The organism is Rossellomorea sp. NPDC077527, from assembly GCF_044542955.1.
Classification (GTDB): Bacteria; Bacillota; Bacilli; order Bacillales; family Bacillaceae_B; genus Rossellomorea; species Rossellomorea aquimaris_E.
In genome coordinates, this window is sequence record NZ_JBITVL010000007.1 from 34,561 (window position 1) to 57,932 (window position 23,372).

Genomic DNA, 23,372 nt, shown 5'->3' on the forward strand with positions numbered 1-23,372 from the left:
GCGGCTCGTTCAGACCCGACAAGCATAAGGCGAATCAACCGGAAAGGCGTTCTTTGCCTTTTTGGTTGATTTGACTTATGACCTCGAGGGGCTAGCCGCCGGAGCTGGACAATCGAAAAGCGCAGGCGGCTCGTTCAGACCCGACAAGCATAAGGCGAATCTGTCGGAAAGGCGTTCTTTGCCTTTTTGGCAGGTTTGACTTATGACCTCGAGCCTCTAGCCGCCGGAGCTGGACAATCCCCATCTGCTACAAAAAGGACTGACTGTTAGAGAGCTTCTCCTTCAAGTCAGTCCTTTAATATGTTTAGATTAAGCGTTTTGAACCTCTTGTTCACCCTTGGCTTGTCTTGCTTTAGCTGCTGCGTTCACCTGCTCATCGGCATGATAAGAAGAACGAACGAGCGGGCCAGCTTCACAGTGGCTGAAGCCTTTTTCCATAGCGGCTTCACGAAGTTCGGCAAATTCATCTGGATGGTAATATTTTTGAACTTTCAAATGCTTCTTGGACGGTTGAAGATATTGACCCAACGTCACGATATCCACGTGATTGGCACGTAAATCATCCATGGTCTCCAGAATTTCTTCCTTCGTTTCCCCAAGACCCACCATGATGCTTGATTTCGTTGGGATGTCAGGATTCAATTCTTTCGCTCGACGCAGGAATTCCAATGTGCGGTCGTAAGTCGCGCGTGCACGAACTCTTGGAGTCAGGCGACGGACGGTTTCGACATTGTAGTTCATGATATCAGGCTTAGCATCCATCAATGTCTTGATATTATCGAATACCCCACCCATATCAGAAGGCAATACTTCGATGGATGTGAACGGGCTCTTACGGCGGATGGCACGTACCGTTTCAGCGAAAACTTTTGATCCACCGTCTTTTAAGTCATCACGTGCAACTGCTGTAATGACGACGTGTTTCAAGTTCATTAATTGTACGGAGTCCGCAACGCGTTCCGGTTCTTTCAGGTCCAGTTCAGTCGGCAGGCCTGTTTTCACTGCACAGAAACGGCAGGCACGTGTACAAATATCCCCGAGGATCATGAATGTAGCCGTTCGTCTCGTTCCCCAGCACTCGTGAATATTCGGACAACGCGCCTCTTCACATACTGTATGAAGATTGTTTTCACGCATCATTTTTTTCAAGCCCATATAATTATCGTTCGTATTCAGCTTAATTTTAAGCCAATCCGGTTTACGAATGTGTTCATCTTTCTTGCTCATACCCCTCATCTCCAATCCTAAATAATTCTGACTTAGGCAAAGAGTGAAACGCTATATCGTTCATCCTATGTAAAAAAAGCCATCATCAATATACTTCTTTTGTCACTTTATCATACTAAAAAAGTGAAAACAAGCATGTGATACCCTATTACCATTTATTGATGATTATGATTCCCGGTGAACGATACAAACTAGAAATAAGCCCCTAAAAATGGAGGGATTATTTTGTACAAACGACTGGTTTTGGTCATTGCCCTTTTCTCTTTCGTGGTAAGTCCATGTCAGGGCTTTGCATCAGAAAAGCTCACTGATGAACAGATATACAACAAAAGGATGGAATTATTTCAAAAGAGCGAGACTTTGACACAGATCCCCTGGTACTACTTAGCTGCCATAGATCAATACGAACGCAGTCTTCGCTTTGCACGTAAGGATAGGGAAAAGCCTTCTTCATTTATCTCGATTTATATGGAGCCTGAAAAGTGGATTGGCCCTTTAAATCCACGTGCAGAAGATGATAACCCTGAAACGATCGCCCTATTTAATGGAATTGGCCGAGATGGAGATCATGACGGGAAAGCAAGTATGAAAAGTGATGAAGATATCCTTGCGGCTTTAACGGATTTTATATTGAAGTATGGGATCGATCGCGATAATTTCAAACTGGCCCTCTGGGATTATTACAAACGGGATAAAACCGTCAGCATCATTATGGGCAATGCAAAAATATATAAGCAGTACGGCACGATTCATCTCAATAAAAAAGCCTTTCCTCTTCCCCTCAGGTTTAACTATAGTTACCGAAATACATGGGGAGATGCCAGGGGATGGGGGGGCAGACGGATCCATGAAGGGACGGATCTATTTGCTGATTACGGTGTACCTGTAAGGGCAACATCTTACGGAATTATCGAGATGAAAGGCTGGAACCGGTATGGAGGATGGCGGATCGGGATACGCGACATCAATAATACGTATCACTACTTTGCTCATTTAAGCGGTTTTGCCAAAGACCTTCATGTAGGACAGGTCGTTGAACCCGGAATGGTGATTGGCGGTGTGGGAAGCTCGGGTTATGGACCTCCAGGTACTTCTGGGAAATTCCCCCCTCACTTACATTACGGAATGTATAAGGATAATGGCTTGACGGAATGGTCCTTTGATCCTTATCCTCATCTCAGAATGTGGGAGCGTCAGGATAGAATCAATAACAAGAAGCATTAAAAAAGCAGACAATGGAAATCCATCGTCTGCTTCTTCCTTTATACCTGCTTTTTCGATTTGGAAACAGCGTTCATGATACTAGCTGCTAATCCACCCCAAATGATGACCATTCCTACAACCATCATTGCAATTGCGCTACCAGTCATGTTAGCTTACCTCCTTATAGCTTTCAGCATCTGTTTTGGCATTCCAGCGTTTAAATCCGAAGGCAACACCGACCAAGATGGCAAAGGCTGCTACAAACCAACCACTGTAAAGTACGAAGGCATCAGTATAGCCACCGTAGTTACCAGTTTCAGTTTCAAATTCTTTCAGTAAATTCATTTTGAATAAACCAAACATCATCCAACCAAGAACGATTGGTGTGATAACACCTAAACATACTTTCCACCAAGTACCAAGCTGGATATCCGAAATCCCATTTGCATGGGATTGGAATGCTCCCAATTTGCGAAGGAACCAGGCAATCACGACTACTTCCACTAACCCTACAAACGCAACTCCGAATTGGTTGATGAAGTAATCTGCTACATCAAGGAACAATAATCCGCCCTGTGTGGCAAATAGAATCGAGATGATGGCTGAAAGTCCGCCACCGAAAAGTACAGCTTTGTTACGGGAAATTCCGAACTTCTCAGAAACAGCTGCTACATATGTTTCTGAAATGGAAATTAACGATGACAAACCGGCCAGGACAAGTGAAGCAAAGAATAAGAAGCCAAATACTTCGTTGAATGCCGGGAATTCGTTAATGATCTGCGGGAAGACAACAAACGCGAGTCCCACTCCACCACTTACAACATCCTGTACAGCAACACCTTGAGATTGCGCCATGAAACCTAAAGCGGCAAATACACCGATACCGGCCAATAATTCAAACCCTGAGTTACTGAAACCAGTGATAAACGCATTGTTCGTAATATCCGATTTCTTCGGAAGATAACTTGAGTACGTAATCATGATGGCGAAGGCAATGGATAAACTGAAGAAAATCTGTCCATATGCTGCCACCCATACACCAGGATCAGCAATCTTGCTGAAGTCTGGCTTGAAGAATGCATCAAGACCTTCCATCGCTCCTGGTAACGTTAAAGCGCGAACAACAATAATTAAGAATAAAATAACAAGTGCTGGAATAAAGATCTTATTCGCTACTTCGATTCCTTTCTTTACACCTTTGAAAAGAATACCCAGTGTAACGGCCCATACGATTACAAGCGGGATGAAGACCCCAGGAACCACACTTCCTGTCTGACCTGCGTCAACTGATAGTTTTAAATAATCACTGAACAGGAATGACTCTGTATCCTTTCCCCAACCTAAGTTGAAAGAAAATACACTGTACGACATCGCCCAGGCGATAATGACGGCATAATAGGTGGAAATGACGAAGGCAATTAATACTTGCCACCAGCCAAGCCATTCTGTTTTCTTATTAAGACGGAAGTAAGATAACGGTGCCGAACCACGGTACTTATGACCGATTGTAAATTCAAGTACTAATAATGGAATACCTGCTGTAAGAAGAGCGAATAAATATGGAATAAAGAATGCTCCCCCACCATTTTCATACGCTACTGCAGGAAAACGCCAAATGTTTCCCAATCCGATTGCTGACCCGACAGCAGCTAGAATAAATCCTGCTCGTGTACCAAACTGCGCACGATTCTCCATGCTGTTCCCCCCTAGTTCTTTCCAACTACCCTTTGATAGGTATTTGAAATTTTTATATTTTCAGATTATTTATAATCTAAAGTCAGTATAGCTAGTTCCGGGACAATTGTCAAAGCTTTATTTTAGTGATTTCATAAGAATTTCACAAAATCACGGCAGTACTATTTCACTATAAGAACTTTGTCGGATTTTGGTGAATGGGTGGCGATAGAATCAGGAGGTAAGAGGTGGGATCCAAATAAAAACCAGAAGCCAAATTAGCTTCTGGTTCATCCTACATTATTCTGCAGATGCAGGTTTCGCTTTTTCACCGAACAGGAAGGCGATTGCCAAGATTAAAATGATGACAACCACGAGTCCCAGGATTGCGCTTCCGGTGAATCCAAGTACAATATATCCGATGGCGGCTACAACTGCACCAATAGCCGCATATGGAAGCTGTGTGATCACGTGATCGATATGATTACTTCCCGCTCCAGTTGAAGATAGGATCGTTGTATCGGAGATCGGTGAGCAGTGATCACCTAGAACTGATCCGGCCAGCACCGCTGCCATGGCAGGAAGTAAGATACTTACGTCTGTCGCGGCAGCAATTTCTCCGGCGATCGGAAGTAGAATACCAAATGATCCCCAGGATGTGCCCGTTGAGAAAGCCATGATCCCGGCAACAAGGAATAAAATGACCGGCAGTGCCTGCATCGGCAAGCTTGATTGTTCAACCAGGCCGGCAAGGTACGTACCCGTCTGGAGTTGGTCGATGAGTGTAACGATCGTCCATGCAAAGATCAAAATGTAAACAGCCGGCAGCATCGATTTAATCCCTTCCACTACAGCCGTTCCGACAGCACCAGCTTCAATTCCTTTTAAGCTGACTTGACGAAGGAAGAAGATCAGGGCAATCACAAGCCCGAACAACCCACCGTATAATAACGATTTAGTTACATCTGTATTTTCAAAGATAGGCAATAAATCGAAAGAACCCACTGCCTGGTAACCCGTCCAAAGCATCATGGAAACCGTACCAACAACAAGTGCCACGATCGGCCATACTAAATCGCCGACAGAGCCTTTTGAACTGACAGGAAGATCATTTTTCAATTCACCTGGGATCTCTTTACCCGGGTCATATAAATCACCCGTTTCAAGGGCACGAACTTCATGTTCTTTCATTTTGCCAAAATCAAGTCCCTTATAAGCAACCATGACGACAAGTAGGACCGCCGCCCATACATAAAGGTTCATCGGAATCATTTGAATGAATGCTGAAAACGCCGTATATTCCGTAATACTATGTGCCGTAAGGATCGAACCGATGATTCCGATGATATAAGCTCCCCAGCTTGAAATCGGGGATACTACACAAATCGGAGCGGAAGTAGAATCAATGATATACGCTAATTTCGCACGTGAGATTCTGTGTCGGTCCGTAATGGGTCTCGAAACCTGTCCAACAGCAAGGGCATTGAAATAGTCATCAATAAAAATGATAATACCTAATACCGCAGCCAAAAGCTGTGCACCTTGTCTCGTCTTTACACGTTTCATCGCCCATTCCCCGAATGCGCGGCTCCCGCCTGAGATATTTACAAAAGCGGTGATGACACCAAGAATGAGTAAGAAGAAAATGATATAGACATTCCAAGTGTTCAGACCGCCATCTGCGACAAAGATTCCTTTGAAGGCGTCCCAGATAAAGTTGAATGTTTTGGGTAATGAGAAATCCGCCAACAAAAAGGCAGACGCGACAATTCCTACTCCAAGTGAAAGCAGAACCCGTCTCGTGAGTATAACCATAAGGATGGCTAAAAGGGGTGGTAATAAAGAGTAAATCGTGTTTTCCATAGTGTCCTCCTCCTATTTGATAGGGGGGAACCATCGTAGCATGACAGAGGATAATAAAAAAAGGCAACGATAGAGAAACTATCATTACCTTTGTTAGTAACGTAAGTGCTCCATCACGATCTGTAGCTCCCCATTATAGAGATTTCCCTATAATGACAGTGTTATCCTTATTCAAGACAACCCCAGCAAATATACCTTCGACAAGCATATTTACTTCGGCAAAAATTCCCTTTCATCTGTTTTCTTCGTTGTCATCCTCAAACAGATTACTTTTGAATCCTGCGCCTCTACCCCATCGGACTGATGATGTGGTGTGTTATAAAATTTTCTTTATCAATATAACAAACTATCATTCTTTTGACAACTTTTTTTTCATAGCTAATTTGTGGGAAATTCTATGGATGGTCCCGATCCTCCCCCACCATTATTATAAAATTGCGGCACATCCAGGTGTACAGTACCCATCGCGACGAGAATATCCTGCTTGATCGTTTCCGTTTTCGTTGCAAATGGAATGATGATCTGGACGTTCACTTCAAGCTCCACAAATACCTTCACAACGGCATTATTAATTCCAAACTGTTCCACTGTCGTTTTCACATCTGAACGGACATCACCGATGGAATGAAAACGGATCGGGATTTTTGGACCCAGGTTCCCGAGTAGCACGTTGTTTGTCGCCTGCCCTAAAGGAACGGAATAGGTAATGCCCTTCGATGCCTTTGACTTCCCTTCATCAATTTCCACCTCGGTGAGAAATTCCAAATTTTCAATATTACCTGCCTCTGCCTCCTGCAGGTTCTGTTGGACCAGATTCGTAATTTCTGCCTGAACCCTGTTGATTGTCTGCGTATTGTATTTAAACGAAACGATATCACCTTCCTGGTTCTTCACTTCTTCCGTTATATCCGAAATATCCAGTACATCGGCAATTTTCTTATTGATCGCTTTGTTAATCACCAGGGTACCAATCCTGCTCGTTTGTGTCTCAGCATAAGCAAGAAGCGTCGGCTTCAACCCTTTATTGATGATCCACAATCCGAATCCCGTGGATATCATAAAGAACAGAAACGTGATGATCATGACATGTCGAAAAGGCAGCGGACCTCCTCTTCGGGGTTTGTAGGTTTTAAACTTAGACAAAAAAATCCCCCCTTACAAGCTATTTGTATGCACTGTAAGAGGGGTTTAACGCAAAAATTTATTTAACTTTAAGAGATTGAGGCTCATAATCCGGGTCAAATCCTGTTATCACCTTGTCTAACGCTTTGCTTAAATCTACAGGATAAGGGGAATGCAACTCCTGTCCATCTTCTTCGATGATCCTGAGCACAGGTCGGTCCGTCACTCCTTTGTTTTGATCCGTGACAATTCCTTTCCGGCCATCATTCAATTCTACAATCATTCCATTTGGATAGATCGCCACCGAAGATCGGAAAGCTTCGATCACTTGTGGATCGAACAGGGACCCTGATCCGGCATACAAGACTTCCAGAGCCTGATGAGGAAGCATCGCTTTCCTATATACCCGATTGGAGGTCATCGCGTCAAACACATCCGCCACAGCGATGATTTTGGCGAATGGATGAATATCTTCACCCTTGATCCCGCGTGGATAACCTGATCCATCGAGCCTTTCGTGATGCTGATAGGCACAATGAGCAATGATCAACGACACAGAATGAAGCTGCCTCAGGATGTCAAAGCCGTGCTCAGAGTGCTTCTTGATTGCACTGAACTCGTCTTCCGTCAATTTCCCCGGCTTCAAGAGGATCTCTTCCGGTACCAGCATCTTACCGATATCATGAAGAATCGCCCCCACTCCGAGCTGCTCAAGCTGCTTCGGTGAAAGCTTGAGTTCGAGACCGATCGAAAGCGTATATAACGTTACATTGAATGAATGATGAAAAATATAGGAGTCGTACGTAAAAACATCCGTCAAAATCGTGAGGAGATCGTGATTCGCCTTTACTTCAGACAAGACGACATCAATGACCTGCTTTAGTTGTTTGGCACTATCTTCAATCATGAGTACACTTGGCGAGCCACCCGTTGCGCTCAATTGATTAAAGGCTCTCTCGATATTATTGACCGCCTGTTGTCTCACTTTACTCGAAACGGTCCCCTTCACATAGATTCCACTGGAGAGGGAGTCTTCAATGTAGACATACTGAATACTGAGCTCCTGCAGCCTGTAAATCATGCGTTCTGTGATGGGAACATTATCATGAATCAGCGCTTGACCTCTCATATTATATACCGTTGTAGCTAGAACCATGCCGGGTTTTAAAGCCCGAGTTGATATAAGCCTCATAGAATTCTCCTATGTAATTCTTTCATTTTTCGACAAAATTTCCTAGTATCTCCATTATAAAGGATAAAATTGATCTTGCAAGGTGTATTTCGTTAATTATTCGTGAAAGAATATAGATGGAAAGAGGGGTGCTGGGAGTAAATGAGTTTTCCTTTTTTTGTTAAATGACGCGATTATGGTTGATTTTGACGCAATAAAAAAAATAATGACGCAATGACGTTTGATTTTGACGCAATAAATCTTAAAATGACGCAATTCCTTCCGATTTCGACGCAATTCCTTATTTTAACGGCATGTAGAGTTAGTAAGGCTACGATTTACAAATCGCGGAACCAGTCCTTAAAGCCTATTTGCCCCATGAATCCTCTCTGCCTCCCAAAAACAAAGACCAGATACTCTATAAAGAGCCCTGGCCGTCATCATTATTTATATCATCTTTAACAGCGCATCCCTGCCTGCCATCCCTGTATGGATACCGAGGTTTGCTGCTTCATACGTAATGGACTCCAAAGGAGCATCGAGAAGCTGATCAATGGTCTTTACACCGACCGCTCTTCCCGCTATGATCCCCCTGTCCTTTAACTTCTCATTCAGCAGCGCGACATCAAGTGCCCCACACATGATATATCCTTTTTCACTCGTCACAACGAGGAGATTTGTTTTCGGAAGTTCAACAGAAATCGCAGTAAAGGTATGTCCCCCAATGGTGATTGGAGATACATGCATCATGTTCATCGCCCCCTTCACTCATATGTATGTCATGAGCGAGAAAACGGTGAGGCTGATTACTGTTTTAATTTCCACTCCAAGACATCCCGTAAAAACTCCGGCATAAAGTACTTCTTCTCAAGCCTTTGAAGGTCAGGAAAAAAGTGTCCGAAAGTGAACATATCCGGAAGGGCAAGTTTGTATTGTTTCGAAGGTTCGATTGGAGAATTCCCAATCCAGATTTCATGGTTTCTGAAATCAATATTCGAATACGTAAACCTCCCCATCACTTTCCCCCTGAATCCAAGACCTTTCACTTCCAGTTGTGGCCAGTCCTCATTAAGCGTCTGTTTAATGATTTCTTTCAGTTCCGCCCCTTTCATCCGGATCATGCAAGGATTGATGGGGTGCGGGAGGATACGATGCAAATCCTGCCTCGTCACCGCCCCTTCATGAAGACCATCTATGAGTAAACCTGCATTCAGGAAGCCGCAATCAGCACCACACCACTCAACAAGAGCATTACACAGCATATCAGGAAGAATAGATGGCTGAAACCAGTCAACAGGTAAAGAGGCTTTCAGCAGGGCTATATCCTGCTTCAATAATTCCTCCCCCTTGCTGATCCATTGACCTATTTCCTCGACCTCTCCTTTAACAGCCGGAAGTTCATGCTGCTCATATAATTCGGCCTTTTTTTCAAGTACTTGCATGGTGACTGTATCCACTTCGATCATCATATGGCCGACATAGTGACCATATTTCCCAGCGGCCCCCAACATGGTGTCCTTCACCTCTTTACCATGTGGTAATACATGGTGGGTATGAGCACCGAGGATGACGTCTATTTCAGGGAATCGTTCCCCTATCATTTCATCATCCCGGATTCCTAAATGGGAAAGAAGAATGATCATATCAACTGCGGGATGAAGTTCGCGAACCAATTTTTCGAGTTCTTCCATGGGGGAAGTGATGTTCCATCCGAGCGCTTGATAAAAAGGCTTGAAATAGGCCGTTAATCCAATGACGCCGACCTTCATCCCACTGCCGGTCTGATAAATCCGGTGAGTTTCCAGCCATTTCGGGCGCTTGGATGATCGATCCAACAGATTTCCTACAATCACATCGAATCCGGCATCTTCATAAAGACGATTCAAATCATCATAATCCAGGGTGATTCCTTCATTGTTTCCTATCGTAACGGCATCGAACCCGGCTTCATTTAATAACTCTACATTCTCTTTTCCTAACGTCGCTTCAGTCAATGGATGCCAGCGGTCCACATGATCACCGATATCAAATAAATACACCGACTCCCCGTCATTTTCATGCTTCTTTTTTCTCTGTTTTAAAAAATCCCTGATTCTCGGCCAGTGTTCTAAGTGACTGTGAAGATCGTTCGTATGATAAATATGAATGGTTTCTCTCATAAATCGTTCACTCCTATAGGAGGTATGTTATCCTGTCATCCCTTGATAAATCAATCGAATTCCAATTAAAATCAATATAATCCTCAATACGCTCACCAATACTTTTGATTCGAGCTTCGTATTGATATAAGCCCCGAGCTTCGCCCCAATCCAGGCCCCTGGAATGAGGGCCATTGCGTATAGCCATTTTACGTTCCCAAACAGGACATGTGTGCCCGAACTCACCATGGCCGACAGAAAAATCATAAACATGGACGTTGCCACGGCCACATGGGGTGGAAATAAGAAGATCAGAATCATGGCAGGGACCATCAATGAGCCGCCTCCGATTCCGAATAATCCGGATGTAAAGCCGACAACAAATGCAATGGCCGCCCCTAATACGGGAGGATACCCGTAACGGAAGGTTTCTCCACTTGGATCAGTGAACTCCCTCTGGAAGGAAGCATTCCTGAATTTTTCAATGGGCTTCAATTTGTTTCGAACCATCAGGATGACGGCGATCAATATCATAAAGAATCCGAAATAAAGGTTGAAGCTTTCCATATTCAGCCCTTTATTCACCCATGCTCCCAAGATGGAGCCGGGACCGCTCCCCGCAAAGAAAATCAAACCGCTTTTATAATCCACGGTTTTGTGCTTCAAATAGGCAAGAGTGGATGATAAACCAGTGAATATCATTATGACTAATGACGTTCCCACTGCCGTTTGAGGGTTCATCCCTTCTATCAAGCTTGTATATGTACCGAAATAAAGCAGGGCAGGTACAACGATCACACCTCCGCCGAGTCCGACGAGGGACCCTATTGCTCCTGCCAAAAGTCCAATTGATAGAAGAACCATCCATTCCATCTATCTTTCATCTCCTGTCATTAAAAAAGGTCAAGTTGCTTCGGGGCAAGCCCTTCGTATTCAAGCCCCAATAATTCAATGAGTTCTTTCGCATTATCCGCCGCGTCCCCACCGGAATTATTGTTAAATAGTATATAAAGATCTTTCGTTCTTTCATGCAATTGATGTATATGAGGAATCCATTCTTCAAGCTCGGCACGATTGTAGCGGTATAAATAACGGACCTCCCGCCAATCTTTCCCATTCGGTTTACTCCATCCATACAGATTCCTGCCGTGGAAACGAATGAGAGTGGCATCTTTATGAGTGGACTCCAGCACCCTAGGGACCGATCCCTCACCGGCCTGAGGTTCATCGCAGATACTGTGGATCCATCCTTCATTTCTCATGAAGGTTAACGTCTTTTCCCGGAACTCCGGCCTAAACCAGCTTTGGTGTCGGAATTCAAGTGCCAAAGAATATCCCTTTAATTGTTCCTTGCAATACCGTATATAGTCGACATGCTCCCTATTACAATCATACCAAGGCGGAAATTGAAGGAGCACCATGGCTAATTTATTTGCATTTACGTACGGTGCAAGGGAATCCTTGAAAGCATCGAACATACCTTCCTTTGTTTCAAATGGGATTTCTCCCCTCTGATGTCCTGTCATCCCCTGATAGGCCTTCACAATAAATTTAAAATTTTCCGGTGTCTCTTTCACCCATTTTTCAGCATTGCGAATCGGCTGAACGGCATAAAAAGTCGTGTCCACTTCAACGATCGGAAAATGGGCTCCATATTCTTTTAACTTATCACGTGGAGAGATATTTTGATAAAGTGTATCATGGTCTCCCCAACCTGTAACTCCTATGTATATCATCCGCATTCACCTTCTTTATTATGAACATGTCCATTTTATCATAAGGGAAATGGAAATTCTTATGTTTGGATTGGTTAGGGAAAATCATGATTGATTTCCACAGGTTGATCATAGAATTGAAGGGAGTCGAGTCTTAATTGGCGTAGTTCGAAGTAGAGCGTGGTTTCTCTATTAATGGGGTCTTGAAGGCAGTTTTGGCCACAAAGAACACCTTCTCAAATAGAATTGATCCAAAATGGAATATTATTAAATCCGAGTTAAAAATGATTCCCCCGCAAATTTGATTTATTAAACCTGTTTGCAATTTATTGATCCCTTCTTTAAAACAATGAATCCTCCGTGTCGAATTTTCCTTAGATAACCATTCCATGCACCGATGCTCTCTTCTTCAGTGATTTTTCTTAAGAAAAAGAAAAAACTCCCCTGATCAACATCAAGGGAGTTTGATTATATATTATCCGATTGAACCTTCCATCTCGAACTTGATTAGGCGATTCATTTCAACTGCATATTCCATCGGAAGTTCTTTCGTGAATGGCTCGATGAAGCCCATTACGATCATTTCTGTTGCTTCTTCCTCGGAAATACCGCGGCTCATCAGATAGAATAATTGTTCTTCCGATACTTTTGATACCTTCGCTTCGTGTTCTAACGAGATATTATCGTTCAGAATTTCATTGTAAGGAATCGTATCAGAAGTCGATTGATTATCCATGATCAGCGTGTCACACTCGATGTTTGAGCGTGCGCCTTCCGCTTTTCGGCCAAAGTGCACAATTCCACGGTACGTTACTTTACCACCATGCTTGGAGATGGATTTCGAAACGATTGTAGAAGAAGTGTTAGGTGCCAGATGAATCATTTTCGCTCCAGCATCCTGGTGCTGACCTTTACCTGCAAGTGCAATGGATAGTGTCATACCACGGGCGCCTTCGCCTTTCAGGATGACAGCCGGATATTTCATCGTTAATTTCGAACCGATGTTTCCATCCACCCATTCCATTGTGGCGTTCGCTTCACATACGGCACGCTTCGTCACCAGGTTGAACACGTTGTTCGCCCAGTTTTGGATCGTTGTATAACGGCAGTAAGCATCCTTCTTGATGATGATTTCAACGACTGCAGAGTGAAGTGAGTTCGTTGTGTAAACCGGTGCTGTACAACCCTCTACATAGTGTACGCTTGCGCCTTCGTCGACGATGATCAACGTACGCTCAAACTGACCCATGTTTTCAGAGTTGATACGGAAGTAAGCCTGAAGTGGTGTATCCACCTTTACTCCTTTAGGAACATAGATGAATGACCCACCAGACCATACTGCTGAGTTTAGGGCAGCGAATTTATTATCCGTTGGAGGGATAACCTTCGCCCAGTGCTCGCGGAATAGGTCTTCATTTTCTTTAAGAGCAGAATCCGTATCTTTAAATACGATCCCCATCTCTTCAAGGTCTTCTTGCATGTTGTGGTATACAACCTCTGATTCATACTGTGCAGATACTCCTGCAAGATACTTTTGCTCAGCTTCCGGAATCCCTAATTTATCAAACGTTTGCTTGATTTCTTCAGGTACTTCATCCCAGCTGCGCTCTGACTTTTCAGAAGGCTTCACGTAGTAAGTGATTTCATCAAAATTCAATTCCTGCATGTCCCCGCCCCATTGAGGCATTGACATATTATAAAAATGCTCAAGTGATTTCAAACGGAAATCAAGCATCCATTGAGGTTCTTCTTTCATGCGGGAGATTTCTTCTACGATTTCACGCGTCAAGCCACGTTTCGAACGGAAAATCGAGACGTCTTTGTCGCTGAATCCATATTTATAATCCCCGATCTCAGGCGCTTTCTTAGCCATGTTGATTCCTCCATTCTTTGGTAGGGCCGAAGGAGAGCATTATTCCTGCTCTTCCTCTGACACTCCTTTTTCCATCGCTTTCCATGCCAATGTCGCACATTTGATACGGGCAGGAAATTTCGCGACTCCTTGTAATGCTTCAATATCTCCTAAATCCACATCGTCATCATACTCGTTGCCTTGCATCATGTCAGAGAAGATCTTGGAAAGCTTGAGCGCTTCTTCAATCTCTTTCCCTTTGACCGCCTGTGTCATCATCGATGCAGAAGCCATGGAGATCGAACATCCTTCTCCATCAAACTTCGCATCCTGAACAACACCATCTTCAACCTTCAACGTTAGGTGAATACGGTCTCCACACGTCGGGTTATTCATATCGATGGTAAAGCTACCATCTTCTAACGAACCTTTATTGCGTGGATTTTTATAATGATCCATGATGACTTGTCGATATAACTGATCTAAATTATTAAAAGACATCACTGAAAAACTCCTTTGTCTTCACCAGGCCGGCAACCAGTTTATCAATATCTTCTTCTGTATTGTAAAGATAGAAGCTGGCACGTGCTGTTGCGGAAACGTTCAACCACTTCATCAGCGGCTGTGCACAGTGATGCCCTGCACGTACGGCGATCCCCTCAGCATCAAGGACGGTTGCCACATCATGCGGATGAACATCATCAATGTTGAACGTCACAAGTCCCGCACGCTGACCCGGATCATTTGGTCCATAGATCGTCATGCCTTCTACTTCATTCATCTTATTCAAAGCGTAAGCCGCAAGCTTATGCTCATGTTCTTCAATATTGTGAAGGCCGACTTGCTCAAGGAAGTCGATGGCAGCACCAAGTCCGATGGCACCTGCGATGATCGGTGTGCCTCCCTCAAACTTCCAAGGAAGTTCTTTCCATGTGGATTCCTGAAGTCCGACAAAATCGATCATCTCTCCACCAAATTCCACCGGCTCCATTTTATTCAAATGCTTCTTCTTGCCATAAAGTACTCCGATCCCAGTAGGACCTACCATCTTATGACCAGAAAAGGCAAAGAAATCACAGTCAAGATCTTGTACGTCGACTTTCATATGCGGAGCAGCCTGTGCTCCGTCCACAACCATGACGGCTCCATTTTCATGAGCAATCCTGGTGATTTCCTTGATTGGATTCATTGTACCAAGTACGTTTGAAACCATCATGATGGAAACGATTTTCGTTTGAGGTGTAACCGTCTCTTTTACGTCCTCAATGGCAATCGTTCCATCTTCCTGAAGAGGAACATATTTTAACGTCGCTCCGGTTTCTTTCGCCAGCTGCTGCCAGGGAATGATGTTGCTGTGATGTTCCATATGCGTAATCACAATTTCATCACCCTCTGAAAGGTTGGCACGTCCGTAGCTTGCGGCAACCGTATTGATTGCGGTTGTCGTTCCACGAGTGAAGATGACTTCTTGCGTAGAAAACGCATTAATGAAATTGCGTACCTTCTCACGTGCCCCTTCATAACCGTCCGTTGCTCTCGTCCCAAGGGTATGAACACCACGGTGAACGTTCGAGTTGTATCCGCGATAATAATCATTCATCGCTTCAATAACGGAAATCGGTTTTTGAGAAGTTGCGGCACTATCAAGATAAACCAGTGGATGCCCATTTACTTCCTGGTCGAGAATCGGAAATTGTTTACGAATCTCTTTTACATCCATTAGTTTACTTTCCTTTCGATAACCTCAACAAGCTGTTTCTTAACTCCTTCAATTGGTAATTGTTTTACCACTGGAGCCAAGAATCCATGGATGACAAGGCGTTCAGCTTCTTTTTGTGGAATTCCACGGCTCATTAGATAGTAAAGCTGCAATGGATCTACACGACCTACAGAAGCAGCGTGACCAGCCGTTACATCATCTTCATCAATCAGAAGGATTGGGTTGGCATCTCCACGTGCTTTTTCGCTAAGCATCAACACGCGTGACTCCTGCTCGGCATTCGACTTGGACGCACCATGTTCAATCTTACCGATACCGTTGAAGATAGAAGACGATTCGTCCTTCATGACTCCGTGCTTCAAAATGTATCCTTCAGAGTTTTTACCGAAGTGAACAACCTTCGTTGTGAAGTTTTGTTTTTGTTTTCCACGTCCAACAACGACGGTTTTCGTATCACCATATGAGCCATCGCCCACAAGGTTTGTCACGTTTTCAGAAACCGTGTCACCATCATTCATCAACCCTAGAGCCCACTCAATGCGTGCATCCCTCGCAGCTACTCCACGACGGTTTACGTACGTCGTCAATCCGCTTGACAAGTTATCCACTGCACCGTATGCGACTTTCGCGTTATTATTTGCCAATACTTCCGTAACAATGTTGTAGACACCATCTTCTACATCAGTTGTAGAGATATAGTTTTCAACATATGTGACGGAGCTGTTTTCTTCAGCAACAACCAATACGTGATTGAACATAGCCACTTCTGCATTGTCATGAACATATACGGCTTGAATCGGTTGAGTTAATTCAACGTTTTTCGGAATGTAGAGGAAGGCTCCTCCATTCATAAGCGCAGCATGAAGAGCAGTAAGCTTATGCTCATCCGTTTTCACACCTTCAGTCATGAAGTACTTCTGTACAAGTTCACTGTGGTCTTTCACAGCTGTTAAAATATCCGTGAAAATAACACCTTTTTCCTTTAATTCATTCGAAAGAGAAAGAAAAGCAGGTGTGTTGTTTCGTTGAATATAAAGACTTTGGTCTGTATTATCTACATCAACTAATGCTTTTGCTTCTTCTGGCAGCTCACTCAAAGATGAGAACGTATCACTTTCCACTGTGTGCTTTTGGAATTGTGTAAAATTCCAATTGGTGATTTTCGTTTTATCTGCAACTGGAAGGCTAAGATCCTTTACTTTATTAAAGGCATCTGTACGAAGGTTTGTTAACCATTCCGGCTCTCCAAGTTGTTTTGAGTAGGAGCTGACATAGTCCTGTTCTACTGGTAGTTTCGTTTCTACAGTCATTTTCATCCCCCTAACACTTACGCTTCTTGGCCAACAGTTTCGTCTTTAATTCCTAACTCTTCTTTAATCCAGTCATATCCTTCTGCTTCAAGGCGTTGAGCTAATTCTTCTCCGCCTGATTTCACAATACGTCCTTGCATCATAACGTGGACATGATCAGGAGTGATGTAGTTAAGTAGACGCTGATAGTGAGTGATGATCAGGCAACCGAAATCTTCCCCACGCATTTTGTTGATCCCTTTTGAAACCACTTTAAGGGCATCGATATCAAGACCTGAATCGATTTCATCAAGAATGGCGATCTTTGGTTCGATCATCATTAATTGTAGGATTTCATTACGTTTCTTCTCTCCACCTGAGAATCCTTCGTTCAGGTAACGTTGAGCCATATCCGGGTCCATCTCAAGGTATTCCATTTCAGAATCCATTTTGCGGATGAATTTCATAAGTGAAATTTCTTCGCCTTCTTCACGACGGCTGTTGATTGCTGAACGTAAGAAGTCAGCATTTGTTACACCGCTGATTTCACTTGGGTATTGCATTGCAAGGAATAGACCTACGCGAGCGCGCTCATCCACTTCCATCTCAAGGACATCTTCACCGTCAAACGTGATGCTTCCCTTTGTCACTTCATACTTTGGGTGACCCATGATAGCAGAAGATAAAGTTGATTTACCTGTACCATTCGGTCCCATTACTGCGTGGATTTCTCCACCTTTAATTTCAAGGTTAACCCCTTTAAGGATTTCCTTTCCTTCAATCTCAACATGAAGATCTTTGATTGTTAAAGTAGAACCTGCCATGTGTAATTACCTCCGTGACTTTATAATGAATTTAAGAATACAATTCTTTAATCATTCTCAATTTATTCTCATTACAATCTTATAACAAATAAAAGCTATAATCAACTTTTTCAAGCTGTCAGTTCATGTTAACCGAACTATAGAATCCCTATCTATTGTTGTCCTAAATGAGCGGAAAAATGTAGCGTATCACTTCTGCATTTTTCTCTAGGTTGGTGACCTTTGATTATTCGGCCCAGCACATTGGCTCATTGGGAATGCATTAAAAAAACCAGTGCATCGTCTACACTGGTTTCCTTTTTTCTTCCTTATTATATGTTAGCGTGCACCTTTCGATCAAGTGCTGCAATCATTCTTCGGCTTTGCTTGTATTCCTGCTCTCTTTTCTGCTCTACTTGCATTCTGACATCATGCTTTCGTTTGTACACCTCATAACCAATCCCATGGGCTCCATGCATTGCTTTCTCCATTTCACTTGTGTACGAGATACTCTCAAGAGAGTCGATAGTGAATCATTCCTTTCGGGTTTTTAATTACTTTACAACTATACTACCCCCTCGTTCACAAGACAAAACCGGTATTCCACCATTTTTTCTGAAATTTTCCCTTCAGCAAGATTCCCGGGGGCTACTCTTAAGTTTTCACAAAATTCCGCCATTATACTGCCAAATAATAGTACACCAATGTGATTTTATTAATGTATATGTATATTTATTAATTTATTCTCCATAAAAAAGAGAAGGATTTCTCCTTCTCGATTGGTTATTGCTTTAACTGATTCAAGTCTTGAATCGACTGCTGCACTAATGTAACAGCCTGACTCATGACCGCTCCGCCGCCAAATGCTGCCGTTACGCCGATGGCCTCGAGGATTTCCTCTTCACTGCATCCTTGATCAAGGCATCCTTTTGTATGGTAAATGATGCAGTATTCATCCTGGGAATACAAGCTGATTCCCAGTGCGATCAGCTGCTTCTCTTTCTTGGAAAGAACCCCTTCTCTGAAGCAATGCTCGGTGAATGTATTATACTGTTCTGCAAGTTCCGGCATTTTATCAGTAAAAATGCCAAGTCCCATTTTATAATCATGAAGGGCCGCTTCTGTTGTGTTTCTCGGTTCCATCTGCAATTCATCCAACTCCATTTCAAAAATAGATTCATCGAAAATAGTATGAGCCAACAGCGAAACGATTATGTTAATAATTATAGGAAGAGAATATAAAAAACCCGATTCTATAATTCGAATCGGGTTTCTTTCGTTTATTCAGTTACCGGTACAACCGCTCCATCCCATTCTTCCTTGATGAAATCCTGGATTTCTTTCGAGCGTAATGCTTTCACCAGCTCTTTTACTTCCTCTTTCTTTTCATCCCCTTTGTTTACAGCAATCACGTTTACATAAGGGGAGTTACTATCTTCAATGGCGATCGAGTCTTCCAGAGGCTTCAAGCCTGCATCGATGGCATAGTTCGAGTTGATGACAACTGCGTCCCCTTCTTCGTTTTCATACATTTGCGGAAGAAGAGCTGCTTCGTACTCATAATCGAATTTCAGGTTTCTCGGGTTTTCTTTGATGTCTTCCAGTTGAGCCTGTGTATTCTCCACACCATCCTTGAGTGTGATCAGTCCTTTTTTCTCCAATAAAGTAAGGATGCGTCCATGGTCGGACACGGAGTTACTCATTAAGATCGTCGCACCTTCTGGAAGATCCTCAAGTGATTTGTACTTTTTAGAGTACACACCGATAGGCTCAATATGAATTCCACCCGCGTTGACAAAGTCATAGTCATTTTCCTTCATTTGCAAATCCATATACGGGGTGGTTTGGAAATAGTTCGCATCCAGGTCCCCATTATCAAGATCTTTATTTGGCAGGATATAATCCTGATACGTTTCAATTTGCAGATCGATACCCTTTTCCTCCAAGATAGGCTTCACCTGTTCAAGGATTTCTGCATGTGGTACATTTGATGCCCCTACTACTAATTCCTTTTCATCACCGCTTCCGGACCCTGAATCATTCCCGCATGCTGCTAAACCAAAGATACTTGTTGCTGCTATAACTCCTGCTACCCATTTTTTCATGAACTTTCTCTCCTTTATCTTTTATCTAATTTATTTGTAAAGAAATCACCTATTAGTTGAATGGCAAATACGACAAGTAAAATCATGATCGTTGCTGCCAGTGTTACATCTTCCCTGCTTCGCTGGAATCCATCAAGATAAGCAAGGTTCCCTAAACCACCTGCTCCGATGACCCCTGCCATTGCTGTATATCCTACGAGGGCGATGGCCGTTACCGTTATTCCCGATATCAAAGCTGGAAGTGATTCAGGAATCAATACTTTCCAAATAATCGTGCTCGTTTTGGCGCCCATCGCTTTCGCTGCCTCGATAACTCCTTTGTTTACTTCTCTCAAAGCGATCTCGACCATTCGGGCATAGAATGGGGCTGCACCGATGATCAGTGCAGGAAGAGCCGCGTTCGCTCCCCGGATGGTATCCAGTAAAAATTTAGTGAAAGGAATTAACAATACAATCAGGATTATGAACGGGATGGAACGGAATACGTTCACCACTGCGCTGGTAATGGTATAAGTGAGTTTGTTCTCCCACAAATTCTCCTTGGATGTAAGAAACAGCAATATCCCAAGAATCATTCCCAGTACAAATGTGATCAACACCGACATCCCTGTCATATAAAGAGTTTCAAGAGTGGCTTCCCACATCTTCTCCCAATCCACATTCGGAAATAGATTTTCCATCATCCTCGTAACACCTCCACCTTAACCAGCTGCTCTTCAGCAAATAGAACCGCTTCCTGGATGGTCCGTTCTTCTCCATCCAAATGGACGAATAGTGTTCCATAAGCCCCTTTTTGTGTTTGGGAAATTTGTCCTTGGAGGATATTGACTTCAAGATCGAATTTTCTGATCAAGCTGGTGATGAGCGGCTGCTCAGTCGCTTCACCCACGAATGTAAATTTAAGCACTTTCCCATTTGGATACTGGGCTAAAAGGTGTTCCAACGTTTCTCCGGTTTCCTCGACCTGGGACACTTCTTTCACAAATCGCTTTGTCACCTGCTCTTGTGGATTCCGGAACACTTCCAGAACGTCACCAAGCTCTACAACCCTTCCTTGTTCCATGACCGCAACACGATGACAAATCTTTTGAATCACATGCATTTCATGTGTGATCAAGACGATTGTGAGCCCCAAACGCTTGTTGATGTCCACCAGTAAATCAAGGATGGAATCCGTTGTTTGAGGATCTAAAGCAGAAGTTGCTTCATCACACAAAAGAACATTTGGATTATTGGCAAGAGACCTTGCTATCCCAACCCTTTGTTTCTGTCCCCCGCTCAATTGGGCTGGATAGGCGTCCCCTCTTCCTTCCAATCCGACCAATTCCAATAATTCATTGGCTCTTTGGATTCTTTCCTTCTTGGAGACTCCCGCAATTTCCAAAGGGAACATAATATTTTGTAAAACGGTACGTGACCAGAGCAGATTAAAGTGTTGAAAGATCATTCCAATTGACTGCCTTGACTCGCGCAGTTTTTTTCCCTTCACCTTTGAAACAATCTGTCCGTTTACATCGACGATCCCCTCTGTCGGAACCTCAAGTCCATTCAGCATCCGAATCAATGTACTTTTACCTGCCCCACTATAGCCAATCACCCCAAAAATTTCGCCTTGAGCAATTTCGATATTGACGCCATCGACAGCGGCGATCGGTCCATTTTTGGATTGATATACTTTCTTTACATCTGAAATGGTAATCATGTTGTATCCACCTTCTTTCTGAGTAGAACCATCTTTTTAATCAGAATAATATTTGCACTATCCTGAAGGCCATTCCTATCTATTTCATTTATAGAAAATAAAAAATGCCTTCCTGCGATAAGCAGAAAGGCATAATCATATATAGGACTATCCTTTCTCTCATCTTTCAAAGCATATGCTTTGAGTGAATTGGCACCATTTCAATTTTCATTGACGGTTGCCGGGCTTCATAGGGCACGTCCCTCCACCTCTCTTAATAAGAGTAAAGTATCGAATTATTTAATTTATCAAATGGTTAAAGACTCTGAAAATTTGCTACAAGAGAGATTCTATCATCGGATATAGAAAGGTGTCAATTCTTTTTTTTATTATACTCGAACCGGTTCTTTCCCTCTTGACCTTGTAAGCCATAGGACGGACTCTGTAAATAATAATGGCCGGTATCCACCTCTGACTTCCAAAACGCCTTTTTCAATCATTTGGGATAATCGTTCTTCGCCTGAAAGGAGAGAGACCATATCCGCCTCTTCACCTTTGATGATAAAATGTGAATCTGTCAATCCATGATCTAATACATCACAATCACTGTTTGAAATGGAAATTCCGTAGGTGCGCTCTCCACATTGAAACTGAAGAATAAATGGGCTGTCCGGGAACAAGAGACGTAAGTGATACCTGGAGTGACACTGATCTACTAATTTCTCTAAATATATTCGCATGAATACCCTCCCAGTAAAACTTCTATATACTTACAATTCCACTTCAGTAAGAGATTCCCTTTTAAGCATTCTCGACATGTTTTGGAAGGATTCATCTAATTTGTCGAACAGTAAGAATTTGGATGATGACAGGTCAAAAAATGAGGGGATTCGAACCATTTCCCGAGAAATATGTCTGCGATTGTAGAAAGAAAATCGCATTATACTTGTATTTTATTAAATAAAATGCCCTAAAAAACAAAAAGACCTCTTCAAATAAAAGGTCTCTAATCCCCTCTAAGCGTTCTTAACGAGGGTTTCATATAAAAACGGAACGGATTGAAAGGCATAGATCCTTTCCTGTTCCACACCATCCTTTAAGAGGAGCAGGCAGGGTACACTCTCAATGGATTGCTTCTCTGCAAATTCGGGTAAATAGTTTAAATTGGCTTTCACAAAATGATAGGATTGAGGAAGTTTCTCTACGACATCCATCATTCTTCCAGCCACTTGGCATGTACCACACATTGGTGTATAAAGGTAAACGGCTTCTAACGTATGTTCATCGATTGCTTGGTTTAATGCTTCGGTACTGCTTACCTCCATCAAAACTAGATCATCCTTTTTCCTAGATATTCTTTATGCACATCAATGTTTGCTCCGATCAAAACAGAGGCAAGATGATATTCAGGCGCTGCAGCCACTTCTTTATACATCCGGTCAATGTATAGGTGTTCGGCTTCTGGAAATTCACGCTTGAATTGTTTACGTAATTTTTCCCCAGCATCATCAGCATCAACCAGGATATATACATCCCTTTCAAACAACTCGTCGATCAGTTCGTCCATCTTTGTGATGCTGATCGTTCCATTTGTGCAGATAATTTCAATCGGTTCTTTAATAATGTCTTTTACTTTTCGTTTATCGGTTGTCCCTTCAACGATGATTACTTTTTCGTCAAGTTCCATCATGATCATCACCTTATCTTTCAGAAATAAGATTAGGATAGTATATTCAGATAACAAGATATGATGTCCACTTTCTACTTATATTTTCTCATGTTTATAAAAAATAGTGCAAGAGGTTTGCC

At 43.0% G+C, this 23,372-nt stretch carries 24 protein-coding genes and 2 riboswitches; of the genes, 1 reads left to right on the top strand and 23 read right to left on the bottom strand.

Annotated features, from left to right (window positions below; all coding sequences use genetic code 11):
• Positions 1 to 309: 309 nt before the first annotated feature.
• Positions 310 to 1,227 carry a lipoyl synthase gene (gene lipA, locus ACIGG7_RS20245; RefSeq protein ID WP_224944580.1) on the bottom strand — a complete coding sequence of 306 codons (918 nt, stop codon included), beginning with the start codon at positions 1,225 to 1,227 and terminating at the stop codon, positions 310 to 312.
• 222 nt (positions 1,228 to 1,449) lie between these two features.
• Between lipA and ACIGG7_RS20250 the strand changes: the two genes are divergently transcribed.
• Positions 1,450 to 2,451 (top strand): M23 family metallopeptidase, encoded by a 1,002-nt coding sequence (locus tag ACIGG7_RS20250; RefSeq protein ID WP_397550926.1) that lies wholly within the window; start codon positions 1,450 to 1,452, stop codon positions 2,449 to 2,451.
• 38 nt (positions 2,452 to 2,489) lie between these two features.
• Here the strand turns inward: ACIGG7_RS20250 and ACIGG7_RS20255 are convergent, their stop codons facing one another.
• The 22 genes from ACIGG7_RS20255 to ACIGG7_RS20360 form a co-directional block, all read right to left on the bottom strand.
• Positions 2,490 to 2,597 (bottom strand): methionine/alanine import family NSS transporter small subunit, encoded by a 108-nt coding sequence (locus ACIGG7_RS20255; protein ID WP_201714229.1) that lies wholly within the window; start codon positions 2,595 to 2,597, stop codon positions 2,490 to 2,492.
• Between the two features lies 1 nt (position 2,598).
• The gene (locus ACIGG7_RS20260; RefSeq protein WP_224944583.1) at positions 2,599 to 4,125 is read right to left on the bottom strand and encodes a sodium-dependent transporter; all 1,527 of its coding nucleotides are present in this window, start codon (positions 4,123 to 4,125) and stop codon (positions 2,599 to 2,601) included.
• 279 nt (positions 4,126 to 4,404) lie between these two features.
• Positions 4,405 to 5,967: a Na+/H+ antiporter NhaC family protein gene (locus ACIGG7_RS20265; protein ID WP_397550845.1), complete on the bottom strand. Its 1,563-nt coding sequence runs from the start codon at positions 5,965 to 5,967 to the stop codon at positions 4,405 to 4,407.
• Between the two features lie 115 nt (positions 5,968 to 6,082).
• A riboswitch (Lysine riboswitch) is annotated at positions 6,083 to 6,265 on the bottom strand.
• Between the two features lie 80 nt (positions 6,266 to 6,345).
• A complete protein-coding gene (gene yunB, locus ACIGG7_RS20270; protein WP_224944589.1) occupies positions 6,346 to 7,110 on the bottom strand; it encodes a sporulation protein YunB in 765 nt (254 codons plus the stop codon).
• Positions 7,111 to 7,168: 58 nt separating this feature from the next.
• Positions 7,169 to 8,281 carry an HD-GYP domain-containing protein gene (locus ACIGG7_RS20275; protein WP_224944591.1) on the bottom strand — a complete coding sequence of 371 codons (1,113 nt, stop codon included), beginning with the start codon at positions 8,279 to 8,281 and terminating at the stop codon, positions 7,169 to 7,171.
• Positions 8,282 to 8,707: 426 nt separating this feature from the next.
• Entirely contained in the window at positions 8,708 to 9,010 is a 303-nt protein-coding gene (locus ACIGG7_RS20280; RefSeq protein ID WP_224944593.1) for a YunC family protein, read from the bottom strand.
• Positions 9,011 to 9,066: 56 nt separating this feature from the next.
• Entirely contained in the window at positions 9,067 to 10,419 is a 1,353-nt protein-coding gene (locus ACIGG7_RS20285; protein ID WP_397550846.1) for a bifunctional metallophosphatase/5'-nucleotidase, read from the bottom strand.
• A 27-nt stretch (positions 10,420 to 10,446) separates the two neighbouring features.
• Complete coding sequence (locus ACIGG7_RS20290) at positions 10,447 to 11,271, bottom strand: sulfite exporter TauE/SafE family protein (RefSeq protein WP_397550847.1); 825 nt, start codon at positions 11,269 to 11,271, stop codon at positions 10,447 to 10,449.
• 20 nt (positions 11,272 to 11,291) lie between these two features.
• Positions 11,292 to 12,134 (bottom strand): DUF72 domain-containing protein, encoded by an 843-nt coding sequence (locus ACIGG7_RS20295; RefSeq protein ID WP_397550848.1) that lies wholly within the window; start codon positions 12,132 to 12,134, stop codon positions 11,292 to 11,294.
• Between the two features lie 454 nt (positions 12,135 to 12,588).
• A complete protein-coding gene (gene sufB, locus ACIGG7_RS20300) occupies positions 12,589 to 13,986 on the bottom strand; it encodes a Fe-S cluster assembly protein SufB (protein WP_224944605.1) in 1,398 nt (465 codons plus the stop codon).
• A 39-nt stretch (positions 13,987 to 14,025) separates the two neighbouring features.
• Entirely contained in the window at positions 14,026 to 14,466 is a 441-nt protein-coding gene (gene sufU, locus ACIGG7_RS20305; RefSeq protein WP_224944608.1) for a Fe-S cluster assembly sulfur transfer protein SufU, read from the bottom strand.
• Positions 14,456 to 15,685: a cysteine desulfurase gene (locus ACIGG7_RS20310; protein ID WP_397550849.1), complete on the bottom strand. Its 1,230-nt coding sequence runs from the start codon at positions 15,683 to 15,685 to the stop codon at positions 14,456 to 14,458. The genes sufU and ACIGG7_RS20310 overlap by 11 nt, the downstream gene beginning before the upstream one ends.
• Positions 15,685 to 16,995: a Fe-S cluster assembly protein SufD gene (gene sufD, locus ACIGG7_RS20315; RefSeq protein WP_224944613.1), complete on the bottom strand. Its 1,311-nt coding sequence runs from the start codon at positions 16,993 to 16,995 to the stop codon at positions 15,685 to 15,687. The genes ACIGG7_RS20310 and sufD overlap by 1 nt, the downstream gene beginning before the upstream one ends.
• Positions 16,996 to 17,012: 17 nt before the next feature.
• Positions 17,013 to 17,798: a Fe-S cluster assembly ATPase SufC gene (sufC, locus tag ACIGG7_RS20320; RefSeq protein ID WP_034763664.1), complete on the bottom strand. Its 786-nt coding sequence runs from the start codon at positions 17,796 to 17,798 to the stop codon at positions 17,013 to 17,015.
• A gap of 311 nt (positions 17,799 to 18,109) precedes the next feature.
• Positions 18,110 to 18,256, bottom strand: coding sequence for a YuzK family famiily protein (locus tag ACIGG7_RS20325; RefSeq protein WP_224944615.1), 147 nt, complete (start codon positions 18,254 to 18,256; stop codon positions 18,110 to 18,112).
• A gap of 304 nt (positions 18,257 to 18,560) precedes the next feature.
• Positions 18,561 to 18,926: a carboxymuconolactone decarboxylase family protein gene (locus ACIGG7_RS20330; protein WP_397550850.1), complete on the bottom strand. Its 366-nt coding sequence runs from the start codon at positions 18,924 to 18,926 to the stop codon at positions 18,561 to 18,563.
• A gap of 131 nt (positions 18,927 to 19,057) precedes the next feature.
• Positions 19,058 to 19,882: a MetQ/NlpA family ABC transporter substrate-binding protein gene (locus ACIGG7_RS20335; RefSeq protein ID WP_224944619.1), complete on the bottom strand. Its 825-nt coding sequence runs from the start codon at positions 19,880 to 19,882 to the stop codon at positions 19,058 to 19,060.
• A 14-nt stretch (positions 19,883 to 19,896) separates the two neighbouring features.
• Entirely contained in the window at positions 19,897 to 20,565 is a 669-nt protein-coding gene (locus ACIGG7_RS20340) for a methionine ABC transporter permease (protein WP_224944621.1), read from the bottom strand.
• The gene (locus ACIGG7_RS20345) at positions 20,562 to 21,584 is read right to left on the bottom strand and encodes a methionine ABC transporter ATP-binding protein (protein WP_397550851.1); all 1,023 of its coding nucleotides are present in this window, start codon (positions 21,582 to 21,584) and stop codon (positions 20,562 to 20,564) included. Before ACIGG7_RS20345 ends, ACIGG7_RS20340 begins: the two co-directional genes overlap by 4 nt.
• 156 nt (positions 21,585 to 21,740) lie before the next feature.
• Positions 21,741 to 21,847, bottom strand: a riboswitch (SAM riboswitch).
• 105 nt (positions 21,848 to 21,952) lie between these two features.
• Positions 21,953 to 22,303 (bottom strand): SCP2 sterol-binding domain-containing protein, encoded by a 351-nt coding sequence (locus tag ACIGG7_RS20350; RefSeq protein WP_224944628.1) that lies wholly within the window; start codon positions 22,301 to 22,303, stop codon positions 21,953 to 21,955.
• 276 nt (positions 22,304 to 22,579) lie between these two features.
• Positions 22,580 to 22,888 carry a thioredoxin family protein gene (locus ACIGG7_RS20355; protein WP_224945062.1) on the bottom strand — a complete coding sequence of 103 codons (309 nt, stop codon included), beginning with the start codon at positions 22,886 to 22,888 and terminating at the stop codon, positions 22,580 to 22,582.
• A 5-nt stretch (positions 22,889 to 22,893) separates the two neighbouring features.
• Positions 22,894 to 23,250: a toprim domain-containing protein gene (locus ACIGG7_RS20360; protein ID WP_224945063.1), complete on the bottom strand. Its 357-nt coding sequence runs from the start codon at positions 23,248 to 23,250 to the stop codon at positions 22,894 to 22,896.
• Positions 23,251 to 23,372 lie beyond the last annotated feature (122 nt).